General features: G+C 59.9%; 18 protein-coding genes. 10 read left to right on the forward strand and 8 right to left on the reverse strand.

Annotation, left to right across the window (positions count from 1 at the left end):
* Nucleotides 1-11 precede the first annotated feature (11 nt).
* The 4 genes from HU730_RS17825 to HU730_RS17840 all read right to left on the reverse strand — a co-directional run bounded on the left by HU730_RS17825 (nt 12) and on the right by HU730_RS17840 (nt 4,828).
* A complete protein-coding gene (locus tag HU730_RS17825; protein WP_057975080.1) occupies nt 12-965 on the reverse strand; it encodes a hypothetical protein in 954 nt (317 codons plus the stop codon).
* A 20-nt stretch (nt 966-985) separates the two neighbouring features.
* Nucleotides 986-2,701, reverse strand: coding sequence for a proline--tRNA ligase (locus tag HU730_RS17830; RefSeq protein ID WP_034128629.1), 1,716 nt, complete (start codon nt 2,699-2,701; stop codon nt 986-988).
* 197 nt (nt 2,702-2,898) lie between these two features.
* A complete protein-coding gene (locus HU730_RS17835; RefSeq protein WP_034128628.1) occupies nt 2,899-4,431 on the reverse strand; it encodes an AmpG family muropeptide MFS transporter in 1,533 nt (510 codons plus the stop codon).
* Nucleotides 4,432-4,474: 43 nt separating this feature from the next.
* Complete coding sequence (locus HU730_RS17840) at nt 4,475-4,828, reverse strand: MGMT family protein (RefSeq protein WP_081095696.1); 354 nt, start codon at nt 4,826-4,828, stop codon at nt 4,475-4,477.
* A gap of 155 nt (nt 4,829-4,983) precedes the next feature.
* On the opposite strand from HU730_RS17840, the gene HU730_RS17845 reads away from it, so the two are divergent.
* From HU730_RS17845 to groL, 5 genes are all read left to right on the forward strand, one after another.
* Nucleotides 4,984-5,991: a DUF481 domain-containing protein gene (locus HU730_RS17845; RefSeq protein ID WP_034128627.1), complete on the forward strand. Its 1,008-nt coding sequence runs from the start codon at nt 4,984-4,986 to the stop codon at nt 5,989-5,991.
* A gap of 102 nt (nt 5,992-6,093) precedes the next feature.
* Nucleotides 6,094-6,825, forward strand: coding sequence for a HugZ family protein (locus HU730_RS17850; protein ID WP_186527667.1), 732 nt, complete (start codon nt 6,094-6,096; stop codon nt 6,823-6,825).
* A 66-nt stretch (nt 6,826-6,891) separates the two neighbouring features.
* Nucleotides 6,892-7,368, forward strand: coding sequence for an FxsA family protein (locus HU730_RS17855; RefSeq protein ID WP_096144458.1), 477 nt, complete (start codon nt 6,892-6,894; stop codon nt 7,366-7,368).
* Nucleotides 7,369-7,613: 245 nt separating this feature from the next.
* Nucleotides 7,614-7,910, forward strand: coding sequence for a co-chaperone GroES (locus HU730_RS17860; protein WP_017846112.1), 297 nt, complete (start codon nt 7,614-7,616; stop codon nt 7,908-7,910).
* Nucleotides 7,911-7,960: 50 nt separating this feature from the next.
* Nucleotides 7,961-9,607 carry a chaperonin GroEL gene (gene groL, locus HU730_RS17865; RefSeq protein WP_034128624.1) on the forward strand — a complete coding sequence of 549 codons (1,647 nt, stop codon included), beginning with the start codon at nt 7,961-7,963 and terminating at the stop codon, nt 9,605-9,607.
* A gap of 175 nt (nt 9,608-9,782) precedes the next feature.
* On the opposite strand, the gene HU730_RS17870 is transcribed toward groL, so the two are convergent.
* Together HU730_RS17870 and HU730_RS17875 are read right to left on the reverse strand one after the other, a co-directional pair.
* Complete coding sequence (locus HU730_RS17870; protein ID WP_186527668.1) at nt 9,783-10,496, reverse strand: phosphatase PAP2 family protein; 714 nt, start codon at nt 10,494-10,496, stop codon at nt 9,783-9,785.
* Nucleotides 10,497-10,546: 50 nt separating this feature from the next.
* Nucleotides 10,547-12,496 (reverse strand): LTA synthase family protein, encoded by a 1,950-nt coding sequence (locus HU730_RS17875; protein WP_186527669.1) that lies wholly within the window; start codon nt 12,494-12,496, stop codon nt 10,547-10,549.
* A gap of 201 nt (nt 12,497-12,697) precedes the next feature.
* Between HU730_RS17875 and colR the strand changes: the two genes are divergently transcribed.
* The 5 genes from colR to HU730_RS17900 all read left to right on the forward strand — a co-directional run bounded on the left by colR (nt 12,698) and on the right by HU730_RS17900 (nt 16,468).
* Complete coding sequence (gene colR, locus HU730_RS17880) at nt 12,698-13,381, forward strand: two-component system response regulator ColR (protein WP_003208587.1); 684 nt, start codon at nt 12,698-12,700, stop codon at nt 13,379-13,381.
* A complete protein-coding gene (locus HU730_RS17885) occupies nt 13,371-14,651 on the forward strand; it encodes a HAMP domain-containing sensor histidine kinase (protein WP_054897666.1) in 1,281 nt (426 codons plus the stop codon). The genes colR and HU730_RS17885 overlap by 11 nt, the downstream gene beginning before the upstream one ends.
* Before the next feature lie 188 nt (nt 14,652-14,839).
* Nucleotides 14,840-15,520: a class I SAM-dependent methyltransferase gene (locus HU730_RS17890; protein ID WP_003193934.1), complete on the forward strand. Its 681-nt coding sequence runs from the start codon at nt 14,840-14,842 to the stop codon at nt 15,518-15,520.
* 4 nt (nt 15,521-15,524) lie between these two features.
* On the forward strand, nt 15,525-16,244 hold the full coding sequence (locus HU730_RS17895; protein ID WP_019817333.1) for a lipopolysaccharide kinase InaA family protein: 720 nt from the start codon (nt 15,525-15,527) through the stop codon (nt 16,242-16,244).
* Nucleotides 16,241-16,468: a hypothetical protein gene (locus HU730_RS17900; RefSeq protein ID WP_186527670.1), complete on the forward strand. Its 228-nt coding sequence runs from the start codon at nt 16,241-16,243 to the stop codon at nt 16,466-16,468. Before HU730_RS17895 ends, HU730_RS17900 begins: the two co-directional genes overlap by 4 nt.
* Nucleotides 16,469-16,738: 270 nt before the next feature.
* On the opposite strand, the gene HU730_RS17905 is transcribed toward HU730_RS17900, so the two are convergent.
* Together HU730_RS17905 and HU730_RS17910 are read right to left on the reverse strand one after the other, a co-directional pair.
* Complete coding sequence (locus HU730_RS17905) at nt 16,739-17,836, reverse strand: DUF1513 domain-containing protein (protein ID WP_186527685.1); 1,098 nt, start codon at nt 17,834-17,836, stop codon at nt 16,739-16,741.
* Between the two features lie 2 nt (nt 17,837-17,838).
* Nucleotides 17,839-18,903 (reverse strand): imelysin family protein, encoded by a 1,065-nt coding sequence (locus HU730_RS17910; protein WP_020301348.1) that lies wholly within the window; start codon nt 18,901-18,903, stop codon nt 17,839-17,841.
* Between the last annotated feature and the right edge of the window lie 6 nt (nt 18,904-18,909).

Here is an 18,909-nt window from a genome sequence, read left to right on the forward strand (position 1 = left end):
GTATTGAGCGATCAGCGTGCGCCGGGATCCGCCACCAAACGCCCCCCGTCCTTGGTCAACGCCTGCACAAACTCCTGCTGCAACTCCGGATCATTGCGCGTCAGTTCGATCAGGCTTTGTTCCAGCTCGCTGGCTTCTTCTTCCAGGCCCAGCTCCGACAGGCGTTTGACCCGGTGTACCCACTGGTTCACTTCGTCATCTTCCAGGTCGTCATAGATCAGGGCATGGGCTTCGAGCAGCTTGCTGCGCAGCGTGTTGCTGACCGCCAGGGTCGAGTCGGTATGCACGTCGTCCTGGCCATCCGCCACAGTGATTTTCAGCGTGGTGACGCGGTTCAGGTCCTGCTCGGCAAAGGGGCTGTCCAACAGGTTAAGGCGCAGGATGCCGTTACGGTCGGTGGTCAGCTCATGGGTCTGCTTGCCGGCAGTGACTTGCACCGGGCGCTCGCTCCAGGGCAGGCTCGAATACTCCAGGCGCTTGTCACGCTGGACTTCATCGATAGCCGCCAGGTTCTGTTGCGCACGGCCGTGGGATTGCACGTTCATGAACGGGTTGATGCCGTCCACGCCGTAGCTCAACCAGTCATGGGTCACACTCGTGGGCAGGTTGCCGAGGGCGAAGATATTCGCCACGTTGGCACCCACGCCCGCCACCAGCGCCACGGCACCCAAGGGCATCTCATAGAGTTTGCGCCAGGGCTGGTAGGGCGTGTATCGGTCATAACGACGGGTGACTTCGAATTCGGTGACCTCGAAGGTCTTCTGCTCATGAATGCGAACCCGGCGTTGCGGCAGCTCCAGCACTGTGGGTTCGCCTACATCGATCTGCAGGCTGTGGTCGAGCAACTTACGCTCGACCCGCTCCTCGTGCTCACTGCGTTGCGACATCTGATTGGCGCAGCCGCTGACCAGCAGGGCGCCGCACAAGGCGGCGCCCCCCAGGGCTCTGGTGTTTCGCTTGAACATGACTTCTCTTGATCTGGTTTTCAGCGACGAATACGCGCCTGGAGGAAAGACAGCACGTCAGCCACCGGCAACGGTTGGGCTTCGGCTTCGGTCCGGCTCTTGTATTCCAGATTGCCATCCGCCAGGCCGCGGTCACTGACCACGATCCGGTGCGGGATGCCAATCAGTTCCATGTCGGCGAACTTGATGCCCGGGCTGGTTTTCTTGTCCCGATCATCGAGCAGCACTTCGAAACCGGCAGCGGTGAGTTCCGCGTACAGTTTGTCGGTGGCTTCGCGTACTTGCTCGGTTTCATAGCGCAATGGCACCAGGGCTACCTGGAACGGCGCCAGCGCGTCACTCCAGATGATGCCTTTCTCGTCGTTGTTCTGCTCAATGGCAGCGGCAACCACGCGGGATACGCCAATGCCGTAGCAGCCCATGTCCAGGGTGATCGGCTTGCCGTTCTCACCCAGTACTTCGCACTTCATCGCCTTGCTGTACTTGTTGCCCAGCTGGAAGATGTGCCCGACTTCGATGCCGCGCTTGATCTCCAGGGTGCCCTTGCCATCCGGGCTCGGGTCGCCGGCCACGACGTTGCGCAGGTCGGCCACGGTCGGAACCGGCAGGTCACGCTCCCAGTTCACGCCGAAGTAGTGCTTGTCGTCGATGTTCGCGCCGATACCGAAGTCGCTCATCAGCTCGACCGAACGGTCGATGATGATCGGCAGCGGCAGGTTCAGCGGGCCCAGGGAGCCGGCACCGGCGCCAATGGCGTCGCGCAGTTCGGCATCGGTGGCCATGACCAGCGGGCTTGCCACGCCAGGTTGCTGGGCGGCCTTGATTTCGTTGAGCTCGTGGTCGCCACGGATCACCAGGGCGATCAGCTTGCCTTCTTCTTCGGCGCGCACGATCAGGGTCTTGATGGTCTTTTCAATCGGCAGATTGAATTTCTCCACCAGGGCCGCGATGGTCTTGGTGTCTGGCGTGTCGACCAGGCGCAGTTCCTCGGTGGGAGCAGGGCGCGAGGTTTCACGTGGTATGGCTTCGGCCTTCTCGATGTTCGCCGCGTAGTCGGAACCGTTGCTGAACACGATATCGTCTTCGCCGGACTCGGCCAGCACGTGGAATTCGTGGGAGCCGGCACCGCCGATGGAGCCGTTGTCCGCTTCAACCGGGCGGAACTTCAGGCCCAGGCGCGTGAACACGTTGCAGTAGGCCTGGTGCATGCGGTCGTAGGTCGCTTGCAGGGAAGCCTGGTCGGCGTGGAACGAATAGGCGTCCTTCATGATGAACTCGCGGCCACGCATCAGGCCGAAGCGTGGGCGGATCTCGTCACGAAACTTGGTCTGGATCTGATACAGGTTGAGCGGCAACTGCTTATAGCTGCTCAGCTCGTTGCGCATCAGGTCGGTGATGACTTCTTCGTGGGTCGGGCCGGCGCAGAAATCGCGGCCATGACGGTCTTTAAAGCGCAGCAACTCAGGGCCGTACTCTTCCCAGCGCCCGGATTCCTGCCACAACTCAGCCGGTTGGGTGCTCGGCATCAACACTTCCAGAGAGCCGGCCGCGTTCATTTCTTCACGAACGATGGCTTCGACCTTGCGCATCACCTTCAAGCCCATGGGCAACCAGGTGTACAGGCCCGAGGCCAGTTTGCGGATCATACCGGCGCGCAGCATCAGCTGATGGCTGATCACAACCGCGTCGGAAGGCGTTTCTTTCTGTGTGGCGAGCAAATATTGACTGGTACGCATGGTAGGCCGTTGTCGGTTGCTTGGACTTGAAATGACTTGGGATTGTACGGGCGCTTGTCGCCGGAGTACAGGCGTGAGGTAGCTGGGTGTATCTGTCGTAACCATCGCTTGTGTGGGAGCTGGCTTGCCTGCGATAGCGATGGTGAACCCAACGCCGCTATCGCAGGCAAGCCAGCTCCCACATTGACCGAGTCGTATCAGTCTTCCGGCGGGGGATTCAGTCGGGCGCGGCGGTTCTCCTGGAACCAGTGCAGCGCAATCAGGAGCAGCGTCGGCACACCCAGCAGGCAGGTGATCATAAAGAAGTTGTGATAACCGAACTTCTCCACCATCACCCCTGAATAGCCGCCGATCAAACGCGGCAGCAACAGCATGATCGAACTGAGCAGCGCATATTGGGTGGCGGAGAACTTGAGGTTGGTGAGGCTCGACAGGTACGCCACGAACGCCGAAGTGGCCATGCCCGAACTGAAGTTGTCCAGGGAGATGGTGACGATCAACATCTGCAGGTCGGGGCCCATGTCGGCGAGCATCACGAACAGCAGGTTGGTACCGGCCGAGGCCACGCCGCCGATGAACAGGATCGGCAGTATCCCGAACCGCACGATCAACAGGCCGCCCATGCCGGCGCCGAGCAGGGTCATGATCAGGCCGAAGATCTTGCTCACCCCGGCGATCTGGTCCTTGGTGAAACCCTGGTCGATATAGAACACGTTGGCCATGACGCCCATCACCGTGTCGGACATGCGATAGGTGGCAATCAGCCCGAGCAGCAGCAGCGCCTGCCAACGGTAGCGCAGGATAAAGTCGTTGACCGGCGTGAGCACGGGCGCCAGGCCCCGGCGGCCCATGGCTGAAAGGCACAGGGTAGTGAGGATGATATAGAGGATGGCGCGCAGGAACGCGCGGTCTTCCATCAGCAGTTCCCACAAACTCACGCCCTGGAACAGCACGCTGGCGAAGTCGGTGTTGTACAACTGGGTGAACATCGCCGGCACCGAGACCAACAGCACGATGAGTACAAACACCGACACCAACTGGTGCATGAAACTGTAGCGGCCGGCCTGCAACTGGGTGCGCAGTGGCACATCAGGTTCACGCATGAGGAAGGTGGTGAGCAACGCCGGCACCATCAACACGCCGAACAACACATAGGTGCCGGTCCAGGCCGAGTGTTTATAGTTGAAGCCAGTGGAGCCAAAGCCTTCGGCAAAGAACAGCGCACCGGCCGTGGCCAGTAGGGCGGCGATGCGATAACCGGACATGTAGCTTGCCGCCAGGGCGGCCTGACGGCTGTCGTCGGCGATTTCCAGGCGGTAGGCATCCACGGCGATGTCTTGCGTGGCCGACGCGAAGGCGACGACTACCGCAATGGCGATCAACCAGGACAGGTGTTTTTGCGGGTCACAAAAGCCCATGCCGATCAATCCGAGGATCACCAGCGACTGGGCCAGTACCAGCCAGGAGCGACGCCGCCCCAGTTTGCCAAGCAATGGCAGGCGCCATTGGTCGAGCAGCGGCGACCAGACCCATTTGAAGGCGTAGGCCAGGCCGATCAGGCTCGCATAGCCAATGGTCTCGCGAGCCACACCGGCTTCACGCAGCCACACCGAAAGCGTCGAGAACACCAACATGTAAGGCATGCCGGCGGCGAAACCGAGCAACAACAGCACTAACGTCGAAGGGCTGGCATAGGCGGCGAGCGCGGCGCGCCAGGTTTTACGGGGCATGGGCTGGAGTCTGCCTCAGATTTGCGGAAACAAAGCGCGCACTCTAACCGCTGTGCTCTACCGGGCGCCAGCCATGACGCTGAATATCAACACGATTGTTCAGGATGGTGACGCCTTCGCTACGTAAACGCGCACGTTGTTCGTCACCCGAGGCGCTGCCCACCGGCAAACTTATCCGACCACCGGCAGCCAGCACCCGATGCCAGGGCAACCGCGTGTCTTGCGGCAACTGGCTCAGGGTGCGCCCGACCCAGCGGGCAGCCCGCCCCAAACCGGCCAGGTGGGCCAGCTCGCCGTAACTCACCACGCAGCCTTCGGGCACCTGCGACAACGTCAGGTAGAGGGCGGTGCGGCGCATCTCGGCGGGGCTTTGTGGCGTATCGGCGGGTAGGATCACTGTGGGGATATCCGTTGAGATCGTCGTTGTTTTGTCAGAAACGTCTGTAAACATGACGATGAGTATTGAACTCAATATAAATCCTTGAGTCAGTTCTAGCCATGTAACACTATAACGCCCCTTATTTTCGCCAACCCCGAGTCCCGTACTTGCTTATGTTGTCCAGAACCCTGTTGTGCCTTGCTGTTTTCAGTGCTTCCACGCCCTTGCTCGCCGATACCGTCTGGTTGAAAAACGGTGACCGGCTCACCGGCAAGATCAAAGTCTTCGACGGTGGCAAGTTGCTGATCCAAACCGACTACGCAGGCTCCATTCCGGTGGACTGGAAACAGGTCAAAACCCTGGAAAGTGACCAGGAGCTGCTGGTCAAGCAGGACGCCTACAGCGGTGAAAAGGCCAAATCCTTGCAGGCATCGGATGATGGCAAGGTGGTGCTGGCCAATGGCGAGGCGCCCAAGACGGTGGAACTGGCAAGTATCCAACAGATCATGAAGCCCAAGCCCGTGATCGAAGACCTGGTGTGGAAGGGTAACGTCGACCTGGCGCTGGACTACAAGCGCGCGGACAAAGACACCAACGACTACGACATCGACTTCAAGACCTCGGCCCGTCACGGCCAGTGGCGTCATACGGGCAAGGGCGAATACAACCGCGAGTTCCAGGACGACGTCACCACCACCGACAACTGGGCCCTGGAATACGACCTGGACCGCTTTATCACCGAGCACTGGTTCTGGCAGGGGCGCCTGACCTACAAGCGCGACAAGGTCGAGGACCTGGCGCGCCAGCGCACCGTGGGTACCGGCCCGGGCTACCAGTTCTGGGATGATGAGTTGGGCGCGTTCTCCCTCGGTTCGCTGGTCAACCGCACCGATTACGAATATGCCGACGGCGGCAAGGACAACTTTTACTCTCTGGCCATGAAGTGGAACTACAACCGCTACCTGGTGGGCAAGACCGTGGAGTTCTTCACCAACGGCGAATTGGGCAAGCCTCTGGACGGTCCGGCCGATTACTCCCTGGATGCCGAGATGGGCCTGCGCTACAAAGTCACCGAATGGGCGTCCCTCAACCTCAAGGCCGAGCGTGACGTCATCAGCGGCGACTCCGACAGCAGCTTGAGCAAGACCCGCTACACCGCAGGCTTCGGCGTGGCCTGGTAAACCGGCGTCGGCCACTCTGGCAACCTGCGCAGATATTGATTACCTTGTGTTGAGATCCATTCCCATATGCCATGGGCCGCGGAACACCCGAGGAGTCATCTATTGAGCACGCAGGTTGCCAAGAACGCCCGAGAGCTGTTGCTCAAGGAATACCGTGGGGCGCTCGCCACACAGTCCAAAGCCATGCCCGGCTTTCCCTTTGGCTCGGTGGTGCCCTACTGCCTGGACGAGCAGGGCCGCCCGCTGATCCTGATCAGCCGCATTGCCCAGCACACCCATAACCTGCAAAAAGATCCCAAGTGTTCGCTGTTGGTAGGTGAGCGCGAGGCCGATGATGTGCAAGCCGTGGGGCGCCTGACCTACCTGGCCGAAGCCGAGAAGCTGGAAGACCCCGCCGCCATCGAAGCTGCGGCCGAGCGCTACTACCGCTACTTCCCTGATTCGGCCAACTACCACAAGGCCCACGATTTCGATTTCTGGGTGCTCAAGCCGGTGCGCCACCGTTATATCGGTGGGTTTGGCGCGATCCATTGGGTCGACCAGTTGACCTTGGCCAACCCGTTTGCGGGCAAGGCCGAGCGCAGCATGATCGAGCACATGAACAGTGATCACACCAAGGCCATCGCCCATTACGTCGACCTCGGCGGTTTGCCGACCAGCGAGCCAGCACAGCTGGCCGGCATCGACAGCGAAGGCATGCACTTGCGTATCGGCCAATCCTTGCACTGGTTGCCTTTCGAGACGCCTTGCAACACACCGACACAAGTACGCGAAGCCCTGGTTTCATTGGCTCACGCCGAGGTGTTGCCGAAAAAAACCACGGTTGACGCTTGAATTTACACAACGGCGACGTCATCTAAGGTGGACTGGCAAGGCATTCTTGCGTTGAGGAACCATTTGATGCGCCCTTTTTTATTGCTCTTTCTGCTGTTCCCGGTGCTGGAGCTGTTCGTATTCGTTAAAGTCAGCGGTGCGATCGGGTTTTTCCCGGCGCTGTTGCTGATCATCGTAGGCTCCATGCTCGGCGTCCTGGTGCTGCGTGTCGCCGGCCTGGCGACCGCGTTGCGTGCCCGTGAAAGCCTGAACCGCGGCGAACTGCCGGCCCAGACCATGCTTGAGGGCCTGATGATGGCCCTGGCCGGTGGCTTGCTGATCCTGCCGGGCTTTATCAGCGACGTGTTTGGCCTGGTGCTGTTGCTGCCATTCACCCGCAAGCTGCTGGCCGGCAAAATGCGCCAGCGTGCTGAAGAGGCCGCCATGCGCCAGCGTGCGTTCGCCGACGACCTGCAACCCCGTGGCGGTCCGGCTCCGCGCCAACCCCTGGGGCGTGAAGGTGATGTGATCGAAGGCGAATTCGAACACCGCGACAACAAATAACCGCTTCACCGGCACGGCACCTTCGGGTGCCGTGTTGCATTTACCCTTGAGCCGACACAAAAAATTTCATCTCCGGCCCCTTGTAATAAGCCTGGGCGCCCTTATGTAACGGTCACCGCAAGGTTTCTGGTGGTGACACTAGACAGACTTCCGCGTCTCGCCCAGCGAGCCGCGACCGGCACCGCCGGAATTTAACCCGCCGGATTGAACCGGCCGATGAAAAACACAATTAGGAGAGATCGACAATGAGCAAGCTTCGTCCTCTGCACGACCGCGTCGTCATCCGTCGCAGCGAAGAAGAAAAGAAAACCGCTGGCGGGATCGTTCTGCCAGGTTCGGCTGCTGAAAAAGCCAACCACGGTGTGATCGTCGCTGCTGGCCCAGGCAAGACCCTGGAAAACGGTGAAGTACGTGCGCTGGCCGTGAAAGTGGGTGACAAGGTTGTTTTCGGCCCTTACTCCGGCAGCAACACTGTGAAAGTCGACGGCGAAGACCTGCTGGTAATGGCTGAGAACGAAATTCTCGCTGTACTGGAAGGCTGATTTCCCCGCTCATTTTCCCGTTACTACAAAGTATTTAAGGAATATCGATCATGGCTGCTAAAGAAGTTAAATTCGGCGACTCCGCCCGCAAGAAAATGCTCACTGGCGTCAACGTACTGGCTGACGCAGTAAAAGCGACCCTGGGCCCGAAAGGCCGTAACGTGATCATCGAGAAGAGCTTCGGCGCTCCGACCATCACCAAGGACGGCGTTTCCGTAGCCAAAGAGATCGAACTGGAAGACCGTTTCGAAAACATGGGCGCGCAGCTGGTCAAAGACGTTGCCTCCCGTGCCAACGATGACGCAGGTGACGGTACTACCACCGCAACCGTACTGGCTCAGTCGATCGTCAACGAAGGCCTGAAGGCCGTTGCTGCCGGCATGAACCCGATGGACCTCAAGCGCGGCATCGACAAGGCGACCATCGCCATCGTCAAAGAGCTGAAGAACCTGTCCAAGCCATGCGCCGACACCAAGGCCATCGCTCAGGTAGGCACCATCTCTGCCAACTCCGACAGCTCCATCGGCGACATCATTGCCGAAGCCATGGAAAAAGTCGGTAAAGAAGGCGTGATCACCGTTGAAGAAGGCTCGGGCCTGGAAAACGAACTGTCGGTTGTAGAAGGCATGCAGTTCGACCGTGGCTACCTGTCCCCGTACTTCGTCAACAAGCCGGACACCATGGTTGCCGAGCTGGACAGCCCGCTGATCCTGCTGGTCGACAAAAAGATCTCCAACATCCGCGAAATGCTGCCAGTGCTGGAAGCCGTTGCCAAAGCCGGCCGCCCACTGCTGATCGTGGCTGAAGACGTTGAAGGCGAAGCCCTGGCGACTCTGGTTGTGAACAACATGCGTGGCATCGTCAAGGTTGCAGCCGTCAAGGCTCCAGGCTTCGGCGACCGTCGCAAGGCCATGCTGCAGGACATCGCCGTTCTGACCGGCGGTACCGTTATCTCCGAAGAGATCGGCCTGAGCCTGGAAAGCGCCACCCTGGAAAACCTGGGTAGTGCCAAGCGCGTGACCCTGTCCAAGGAAAACACCATCATCGTTGACGGTGCTGGCGTTGAAGGCGACATCGAGTCCCGTATCGCTCAGATCCGTGCCCAGGTTGCCGAGACTTCCTCGGACTACGACCGTGAAAAACTGCAAGAGCGCCTGGCCAAGCTGTCTGGCGGTGTTGCAGTGATCAAGGTTGGCGCTGGCTCCGAAGTTGAAATGAAAGAGAAGAAGGCCCGCGTTGAAGACGCCCTGCACGCAACCCGTGCAGCCGTTGAAGAAGGCGTGGTACCTGGCGGTGGCGTTGCGCTGATCCGTGCTCTGGAAGCCCTGACTGACCTGACCGGCGACAACGCTGACCAGAACGTCGGTATCGCTGTACTGCGCCGTGCCGTTGAAGCACCGCTGCGCCAGATCGCTGCCAACTCCGGCGACGAGCCAAGCGTTGTGGTCAACGAAGTCAAGAACGGCAAAGGTAACTACGGTTACAACGCTGCGACTGGCGTGTACGGCGACATGATCGAAATGGGCATCCTGGATCCAACCAAGGTGACTCGTTCCGCGCTGCAAGCAGCATCCTCCATCGGCGGTCTGATCCTGACCACCGAAGCTGCGATCGCTGAAGCACCGAAGAAAGAAGGCTCGGCTGGCGGCGGTATGCCAGACATGGGCGGCATGGGTGGCATGGGCGGCATGATGTAAGCCAGCCTTACCCTGCACAATAAAAAGCCCCGCCTGCAGTGATGCAGGCGGGGCTTTTTTATGCACGGCTTGCCTTCCTCTGTAGGAGCGAGCTTGCTCGCGAAAAACGTCAACGGTAAAGCGTGCTTGCTGAGTAAACGCGGCGCCTGTGCGTTTTTCGCGAGCAAGCTCGCTCCTACAGGAGAATGCGATTAGGCCGGTACAGCAACAAGCAATACAGCCCGAGGCAGATCAGCCAGCAAAAGATCGCTGTCCACACATTGTGGGAAAAGAAATGCGCCCCTTGCAGCATACGGCTGACTGAAAACACGCTGCCCAGGCTGACAGCAAAGATGAACGCGTAGCGCGCCAGCCGTGGCCGTCGATCCCGCAGCGCGAAGAACCAGGCGAACAAGGCAAACCCGGTGGCGGCATGCCCGCCGGGCCAGCAGCGGCCGGGTTTATCGGTCGGCGGGCGCGCGCTGAGCAGTTCGCTGTAGGTTTCCTGGCCGCCGAACTCCTTGAGGCTCCAGGGGCATTGCACGGCGGTGATGGTTTTCAATGGCGACACGAACGCCGTCGCCATTCCCAGCGACAGCACCAGGCACACCAGTTCACGGCGGTACGGCTTGAGCCGCTGCAGGATGAAGCTGCCGACCAGGCCCAGAATCGCCAGCACCGAAAACAGGATCACCAGTTGCTTGGCACGGTCATGCAGGATGTCTTCAAGGAAGAAGCTATAGCGGCCAATGAAGCCGCCAGCCTCTGCACTGTAGAAAAGCCTGGCCAGGTCCATGTCCAGTGACGTCAGCTCCAGCAACAGCAAGGCCACTGCAGCGCTGGCAGGCAGGCCCAGGCACAGCCAAAAATCAAGCGGTTTGGAAACCGGTAAAGAGGAGGGGGATTTCATCTTGAACCTTGGTAAAAAAGCCCCGCGCTCACCTGCGCGGGGCTTTTTGATTAGCGTTTGCTTAAGACTGGTGCCTCTTCCTTGGGCGCTTTCCAGCTCAGCAGTTGCTGTTTGTAGTCGTAACTGGCGGCCTGGTAGTAGGTGATCGCCCGTTGAATCAAGGGGTCATCGCTACCAACGCGCAGCTCCTGGCTCTCGCCTAGTGCCTGGTCGTGGCGACGCAAGCCTTGGCGCGGGCTGAGGATTGCCAGGTCCTTGCCATCAAACAGACCCAGATGCTGGTAATTGCCCACCACCACCCGTGGAGGTAATGGGTTGTCTTGCAGCAGGTTGCGGCCAAAGAATGTCGATTCGTAGCTCAGGTTGAGCAGGCCCAACAAGGTTGGCGCCAGGTCGATCTGGCTGGACAGTTGGGCGGATTCCCGTGCGTCGATCAGCTTGGGCGCGTAGATAAACAGCGGGATCTGGTAGTTGGTGATAGGCAAGTCTTCCTTGCCCGCGCTGCCGGCGGTGTGGTCGGCGACGAACACGAAGATCGTGTTATCGAACCACGGCTTCTGGCGCGCTGCCTCAAGGAACTGGCCGATGGCGTAGTCGGTATATTTCACCGCGCCGTCGCGACCCTTGCCGGATTTGATGTCGATGCGCCCGTCCGGGTAGGTATAAGGACGGTGGTTGGAGGTGGTCATCAGTTGCAGCAGGAACGGCTGTTGCTTGGCGTAGTCGGCGTCGGCCAGTTTCAAGGTCTGTTTGAACAGGTCTTCGTCGGCCATGCCCCAGGCGTTTTTGAACGAGATCTCCGACTCTGGCACGCTGCTCTGGTCCACCACCCGATAGCCGTTGCCGCTGAAGAACGCGTTCATATTGTCGAAGTAACCGCGCCCGCCATAGACAAACACGCTGTCATAACCGATGGCCGAGAGCTGTTGCCCCAGGCTGGCGAACCCGCTTTCGCGGCCGATGCGCTTGACGATCGAACGCCCCGGCGTCGGCGGGACTGCCAGGGTAATGGCTTCCAGGCCGCGGTCGGTGCGTGTACCGGTGGCGTAGAAGTTATTGAAGTACAGGCTCTGTTGGCGCAACGCATCCAGATTGGGCGTGAGGTTGCGCGTATCGCCATTACTGCCCATGTACTTGGCGCTGAAGCTCTCGATGGTCACCAGTACGATGTTGGGCTTGCGCAGTGTGCCGGGGTTGGTGATGGCACGGCGAATATCCAGCGGGTCCTGGTCGATAAAGCGGGCGTTGGGTTCACTCAGTTCGGCGCGCAACTGCTTGGCGACGACGTCGGTCGGCAGGCTTTTGTAAAACTGGGTGTAGTCCAGTTCGTTGTTACGGAACGCGGCAAAGAACTGATAGGGGCCATTGCTGGCCAATTCGTTGTTGTACGCGTTGCCGCCTTGGGTGCGCGGGCTGTCCTGGCTGACCAGTTGCAGGCTGAGGCCGGCGAGCACCAGCAGGCCCAGGGCGTTGATCACACGGCCACGCAGTGGAGGCAATGGCGCTGCCATCGCGGCATTGAAGGGTTTGCGCAGAGCCACGCTCAGAATCAGCGCCAGCATTGCCAGTAGGCTCAGCAGCTTGCCGATCGGATAAGACTCCAGCAGGTTGTTCAGTACCTCATCGGAGTACACCAGGTAATCGACGGCGATAAAGTTGAAGCGCACGCCAAACTCATCCCAGAACAACCATTCGGCTACCGAGGTGAACAGCATGGCGAACAGGCTGACGGTCAGCACCGCTTGCAGGAACCAGCGATGGCCACGGCGGCGCCACAGGGCGGGTGGGCAGAGCAGCAAATACAGGCCAAGCGGCAAGGCTGCATAGGCGAGGAAGGCCAGGTCGTAGAGCACACCTACGCCAAACACCGGCAGCAGGTTGCCGCCGACTTCATCCAGGTGAGTGATGAGCAGCACACTGCGGGTGAGCAGGAAAACCACTAACCAGGCCCCGGTGATCAACAGCAAATAACGCATTGGCGCGGTTTTGAAAAAACCCATGTCTATGTTCCTTAGATCAATGGGGGGCGATCTTCTTCCTGAGGCTGTAGTCAGTTTGTGAAGCTATAGTGAAAAACTTGTTTGGCTCTAAAAACAGTTGAAAAGCTTTATCGGCGGGGCTCTGCGCTCTATCCCTGAGCCCCGCTTGGCCTTAAGCTGCGCGAGCCAACACGGCCGTTACCGCGTACGGAGACACTGCCCATGCGAATTCTATTGGTTGAAGACAACCGCGATATCCTCGCCAACCTGGCCGATTACCTGGGGCTCAAAGGCTACACAGTGGACTGTGCGCAGGACGGTTTGTCGGGCCTGCACCTGGCAGCCACCGAGCATTACGACCTGATCGTGCTCGACATCATGTTGCCCGGCATCGATGGCTACACCCTGTGCAAACGCCTGCGCGAAGACGCGCGCCGCGACACGCCGGTGATCATGCTTACCGCTCGCGATCAACTGGACGACCGGCTGCAGGGCTTCAAGTCTGGCGCCGATGACTACCTGCTCAAACCCTTCGCCTTGTCGGAACTGGCTGCGCGTATCGAAGCGGTGTTGCGCCGTGCCCAGGGTGGCGGGCGTCGTGCCCTGCAAGTGGGTGACCTGAACTACGACCTCGATACGCTGGAAGTCACCCGCGAAGGGCGCTTGCTCAAGCTCAACCCCGTGGGCCTGAAACTGCTCGCCGTGCTGATGCAAAAAAGCCCGCACGTTCTGCGCCGGGAAATTCTCGAGGAAGCCCTGTGGGGCGACGACTGCCCGGACAGCGACAGCCTGCGCAGCCACGTTCATCAATTGCGCCAAGTGATCGACAAGCCCTTCGCCAAACCGCTACTGCAAACGGTGCACGGTGTGGGTTATCGCCTGGCCGAGGGTCGTGATGGAGTTTAAGCAAAGCCTTGCCCAACGCATCATCATCGCCTTCGCCTTGATGAGTGCGTTGGTGGCGGGGGCCTTCGCCATCGGCATCATCGCGACGGTGCACCTGGTGGAGGAGAAGTTGATCTCGGCTGGCCTGGGCGGTGACCTGCAGCGCCTGTTGCTGATGGACAGCGTTGAAGACTGGAGCCACCGGCCTGAGCCGGACCAGCTGTTCTATTTCAGCGGCGGGCGTGGCGATTTTGAACTGCCCAAGGATCTGCGCCATCTGGACCCGGGGTTCCATGAGGTGTTTCGCGAGGCGCTGTCGTACCACGCCATGGTCGAAGTGGTCGACGGCCGGCGTTATGTATTGCTGCAAGACCAGAGCGATTTCGAAGAGCGTGAGCGCGTGCTGTTTGCGGTGGTGCTGGTGGGGTTCGTACTCAGCCTGGCGCTGGCGGCGTTCCTCGGCTGGGTGCTGGCCCGCAAGGTGATGGCGCCGGTGGTGCGCCTGGCCCGCCAGGTCCGTCATCGTGACCAACTGTTGGGCCTGGCACCGCCCCTGGCGCCGGATTACGCCGCCGATGAAGTGGGCGAACTGGCGGTAGCGTTCGACGCCACCCTGGGGCGTTTACGCCAGGCGCTGTCACGTGAGCAATTGTTTACCAGCGATGTGAGCCATGAGTTGCGCACGCCCTTGATGGTCCTGGCCAGCTCCTGCGAACTGTTGCGCGAAAACCCGGCCATCGATCAGCGCGGTCGCAATCAGGTAGAACGAATTGCCCGTGCCTGTGAAGAAATGCGCGAACTGGTGCAAACCTTCCTGATGCTGGCCCGCGCCAAACACGACGATGCCGCCAGTTCGCCCCAAGGCAACCTCACCCAGGTGGCCGAAGACCTGCTCGGTATCTGGCGCGAGCCCATCGAGAAAAAAGGCCTGACGTTGATCTACCTGCCAGGCAACCCCCTGGACACCTGCTACAACACCACCTTCTTGCATGCGGTGATGGGCAACCTGCTGCGCAACGCACTGCATTACACCGAGCACGGGTTTATCCGCCTGACCCTGGAGCCCAGTGGTTTCACAGTGGAGGACTCCGGTGTCGGCATCCCCGAAGAGAAGCGCGAAGCGATGTTCGAGCCGTTCGTGCGCGGTAGCGAGAAGCGTGGCGAGGGCCTTGGCCTCGGCCTGTCACTGGTGCAGCGGATTTGCGAAAGCCAGGGTTGGAGCGTGAGCCTGAGCACCATGGAGCCTAATGGCTGCCGTTTTCATGTGGAACTCAACCCAGTCAAAACCTGACCCTTCAGTCTGTCGTTTTGCTGATGCAGACTGCGTGCTTTTCGGCGAAGATGGCCCGGTGCTACTGAATGTTTCTGTAAAGTCTTGAAATGTATGCAATTGGACAGGACAAGATTTTCACAACGAGTTGACCTGTTGATCACAGTTCGCTGCTTAAGGTCGTAGGCATCAGTTACTGGAGACGTAAGATGCCTTCCCCGATCAAGCTGGAATTTTCTGACAAGTACGACGATCAACACGCCCAGAAATATTTGCTCAAGCATCAGGACAATCTGGCGCGCCGGTTGTCCCACAAGCGCGACGAGCAGTTGGCGCGCGGTGCGCTGGCCATGGCCGGCGAGCCGGGGCTGGTGTTGGACCTGCCGTGTGGTGCTGGACGTTTCTGGCCGTTGCTGGCCGAAAAACCCAACCGTGTGATTATCGGAGCTGACAATTCGGCGTCGATGTTGAAGATCGCCACCGCAGCCCAACCGGCAGAGGTGGTGAAACGGGTACGCCCTTTGCAGACCTCTGCCTTTGATATCGATTTGCCAGATAACTCCGTCGACAGTATTTTTTGCATGCGCTTGATGCACCACATCGGTGAGCCAGAGCACAGGCTGACAATACTTCGCGAGTTTCAACGTGTTACCCGCGACAGCGTGATTATTTCGCTGTGGGTAGACGGCAATTTCAAGGCCTGGAAGCGCAAGCGCAGCGAAGTGCGTCGTCGCAAAAAAGGTGAGCAAGAAGGTTACCAAAACCGGTTTGTGTTACCGGCTGCTACTGTCGAGGCAGAATTCGAGCAGGCCGGTTTCCGTGTTCAGGAATCCCTGGACTTCATACCGCTCTACGCCATGTGGCGAGTGTATGTATTGCGCAAGAGGTAACAGGATGGCAGTTGAGTGCGTAGTAGGCAGTCATGTAGCTCCCGAAGAACGATTTGATTTTTTCTGGCGTCAACAGGGTGAGTGGGTTGAAGAACCCAACCGCCGACGTGGTGGTGAAAGTGGCGTGCAACGGGTGATAAGCCCTAACGGCCGTTTGCTCTATTGCAAGCGCCAGACCGGCCACATTTACCGTAGCTGGCTGCACCCCTTTGGGCGTCCGACCGTGCTGCGTGAACGCGATGCCCTCAAAGGCCTGCGTTTGCTGGATGTGCGTGTGCCGGAACTGGTGTTTTGCGAAGCACGTCGCGACCCGGAGCACCAATGGAAAGCCCTGTTGGTCACCGCGTCTCTGGACGGTTTCGACGAGATTGAAAACTGGTACGCCGCCGGTGGCCGCGAACAGTATGGCGAGGCGGTCCACGAGCGCCTGCTGCAAGAGTTGGCCGGCACCTTGGCCCGTATGCACAAAGGCCGCTGGCAACACGGTTGCCTGTATATCAAGCACATTTTCGTGCGGGTGACCGGTGAGCCTGATGCGGCGACTGTGGAAGTGGCCCTGCTGGACTTTGAGAAATGCCGCCAGCGCCTGACCGCTTATCGGGCCGCGTCCCACGACATGCTGCAATTGCGTCGCCATTCGTCGTGGAATGATACCGACTGGAAAAAACTCAGCTACTTTTACGAGACGGCGTTTGGCAGCGCTATCAAGGGTTTAACCAGATGAAGCTAGAAATAGCACGAGGTTTGTTTCTCGTCGGGGCATTGGGTGTTGCAGCCCTGGCCCTGGCGGTATGGGAACAACCTCGTACACAAGTGTTGAGTGCGTTAGACGGTGGCGGGCAATGCCTGCTGCCACGCATTGCCAAGACGAGTGTGGCGGCCAAGCCCGACCATGAACTGTTGTTATTCATGTTCGGCATGTCTCAAGCGATGAGGCCGCAAAGTTGAAACGTTCAAACCCCCGAGAAGGGCCTTGCGATGCGAGGCCCTTTTTTTACGCCTGATGCTTTAACTGTAGGAGCGAGCTTGCTCGCGAAAAAACCGCAGACGACACGTTCATCCAGGATGGGCGCGTTCATGATCGTACCCACGCTCTGCGTGGGAATGCCTCTTGAGACGCTCTGCGTCTCGTCCGTTAGCGCCAGTGACGCAGAGCGTCACGGGTTGCATTCCCACGCAGAGCGTGGGAACGATCAGCCATTTTGATGTCGTCGGTCTTTAGACCAGGTGCAGGTGGTTATCCCAGAACCCCGCCGGTAACTCCAGTGGTGTTGCCAGTAACTTTTCCTGGCGGCAATCATAGAAGCGGCAACGGCCCTGACCGGATGTCACCACAAATCCATCCGCCACCGCACCCACCCCCGCACAGTCAGGCAAGGGCCCATCCAGGCGCAGTTCGGCGGTGTCCATGTCCCAGATAAAAAAGCGATTGCCACGAGGTGCTGTCAACGCCACCAGGCGCAGTTCGCTGTGCACTGCCACGCTGGCGGTGTAATGCCCCATCGCCTGCAACTGTTCGTCAGCCACCGGGAACGCCACGAACGGCTGCCCCGGTCGCTTGATCGCCAACAACTCGGAACGCTCCTGGGACGGGCCCATGAACTGTTGCCCGGTGAGGATGGTGCCATCGCTGGCGATGCCCATGTGCCGCACGCTGTTCATCTGCTGGGCCAGGGTTTCCTTGCTGATCAGACCGCCGTCACGGCGCATCAGCACCAGGCTCGGCTCCATGGCGTTGAGGTTCATTTCTACCCGGCTTTCGGCTTCGGTGCGAATGCCACCGTTGGCCACGATCAGCGTCTCGCCGTCGGGCATCCACGAGACTTGATGCGGGCCGATGCCGTGAGTGGATATCTCGCCGCTGTGCACCAGCCGCTCACCTTCGAACTTATACACACCCAACAGGCCGCGGCCAGGGTCGGAGGTGTCGTTCTCGGTGGCGTACAGCCAGTCACCGCTCCTGTGGATCACCGCATGGCCATAGAAATGGCGGTTGGCGTTCGAGGTGATGGTTTGCAGCAGCCTGCCATCGCGTAGGTCGATCAGGTAGCTCTCGGTGCCTGGGCGACGGGCGACGAACAACGCAATCGGCAACGTCGGGTGGTTAATGATGTCATGGCAGCGCTGGCTGACCTGAGTGGCAAATACCGGCTTGCCGTCCAGGCGATAGCCGACAGCGTAGTGCTTGCCGTCGGCATCATCGCGGGCCGACAGCAGCAGCGGGCCTTTGTCTTTGTGCTTGAACAGCGTCCAGCCACCCAAGGTGATAGCGCTGAGCAGCACGCTGCCCACCGCCAAAGCCTGTCGCCTGAGCATCATCAGTCACCGTCGTTGGCGTTAAAGCCCAGTTGGACGCCCAGCGCCTTGGCCAGTTCACCTTCATGCAGGCGGTGGACTACGTTGAGGCTGTCGTAGATGTCGTTGAGTTGCTGGCGCCCGGCGTCGTCGTTCAACAGTTCGTTGAGGGTGCGCTGGTTGCTGGCGAACAGTTTCAGCGACGCTGCGTAGGCGGCGTCGATTTTCTCGGCCAGTGGCTTCTGGTCCGCCGGCAGCAGGCCACGCAGGCCTTTGTTATCGACGCCTACCCACACGGTCTGAGCCGCGGCGAGGCTGGCTTCCAGGCTCTGCAGGGACGACTGGCTGCGCCAGGCATCGGCCTGGAACGGTTGCGGGATGCCCTTGGTCTGGCGGCCCATTGGGGTGCCGAGTTTTTTCTTCAGGGTGTCCAGGGCGGTCACTTGCACGCGCAGCAGATCGGCGATGGCTTCGTGGGAATCAGCGTAGCGCTGGTTCGGAAACTTGGTCATTTGCGCGAGCATACCGTCGGTGCTGTTCCAACTGGCCAGGATCTCTTCGGCCAGGACTTTCTGGCGCTCGCCGATAGCCATCAGCAACGGGCAATAGCGGGCTTTCTGGGCTTCGTCGGCGACGTCGGGCTTGGCGTCGTAGAGGATGTATTCGTAGGCCGACAGGCCCTGCACCACCACGCTGGATTTCGCCAGGGCCGCGGCGTCGATCTGCGGCTGTGCACTGACCAGTTGCTCGACCTGGCGGCCGACCAGGTTCTTCTTGTCTGGCCAGAACTGCACCTGCCACGCCCGGTTGCCTTCGGCCAGCGGGCCGATCAGCAGCGGTTGCAACTCGGCCCAGGCTTTTTGCGCGTGCAGGAAGTCGGCGCGGGCGGTGTCCAGGCTTTCCTTGCCTTGGCAGTAGGCCAGGGCGCTGACGGCCAGTTGACGGTCGGCCTCAACCCAGCGGCTATAGGTTGGCAGGATCACTTGTTTGGCGATGGCTGCCGAGGTCACTGCTTGCGGGTCTTGGGGCGAGCAGGCACCCAAGGCCAGGGCGGCGAGGCTGGTGAACAACAACTTGGGACGAAACATGTCGAG

Source organism: Pseudomonas sp. SWRI22 (assembly GCF_014268395.2).
Classification (GTDB): Bacteria; Pseudomonadota; Gammaproteobacteria; order Pseudomonadales; family Pseudomonadaceae; genus Aquipseudomonas; species Aquipseudomonas paracarnis.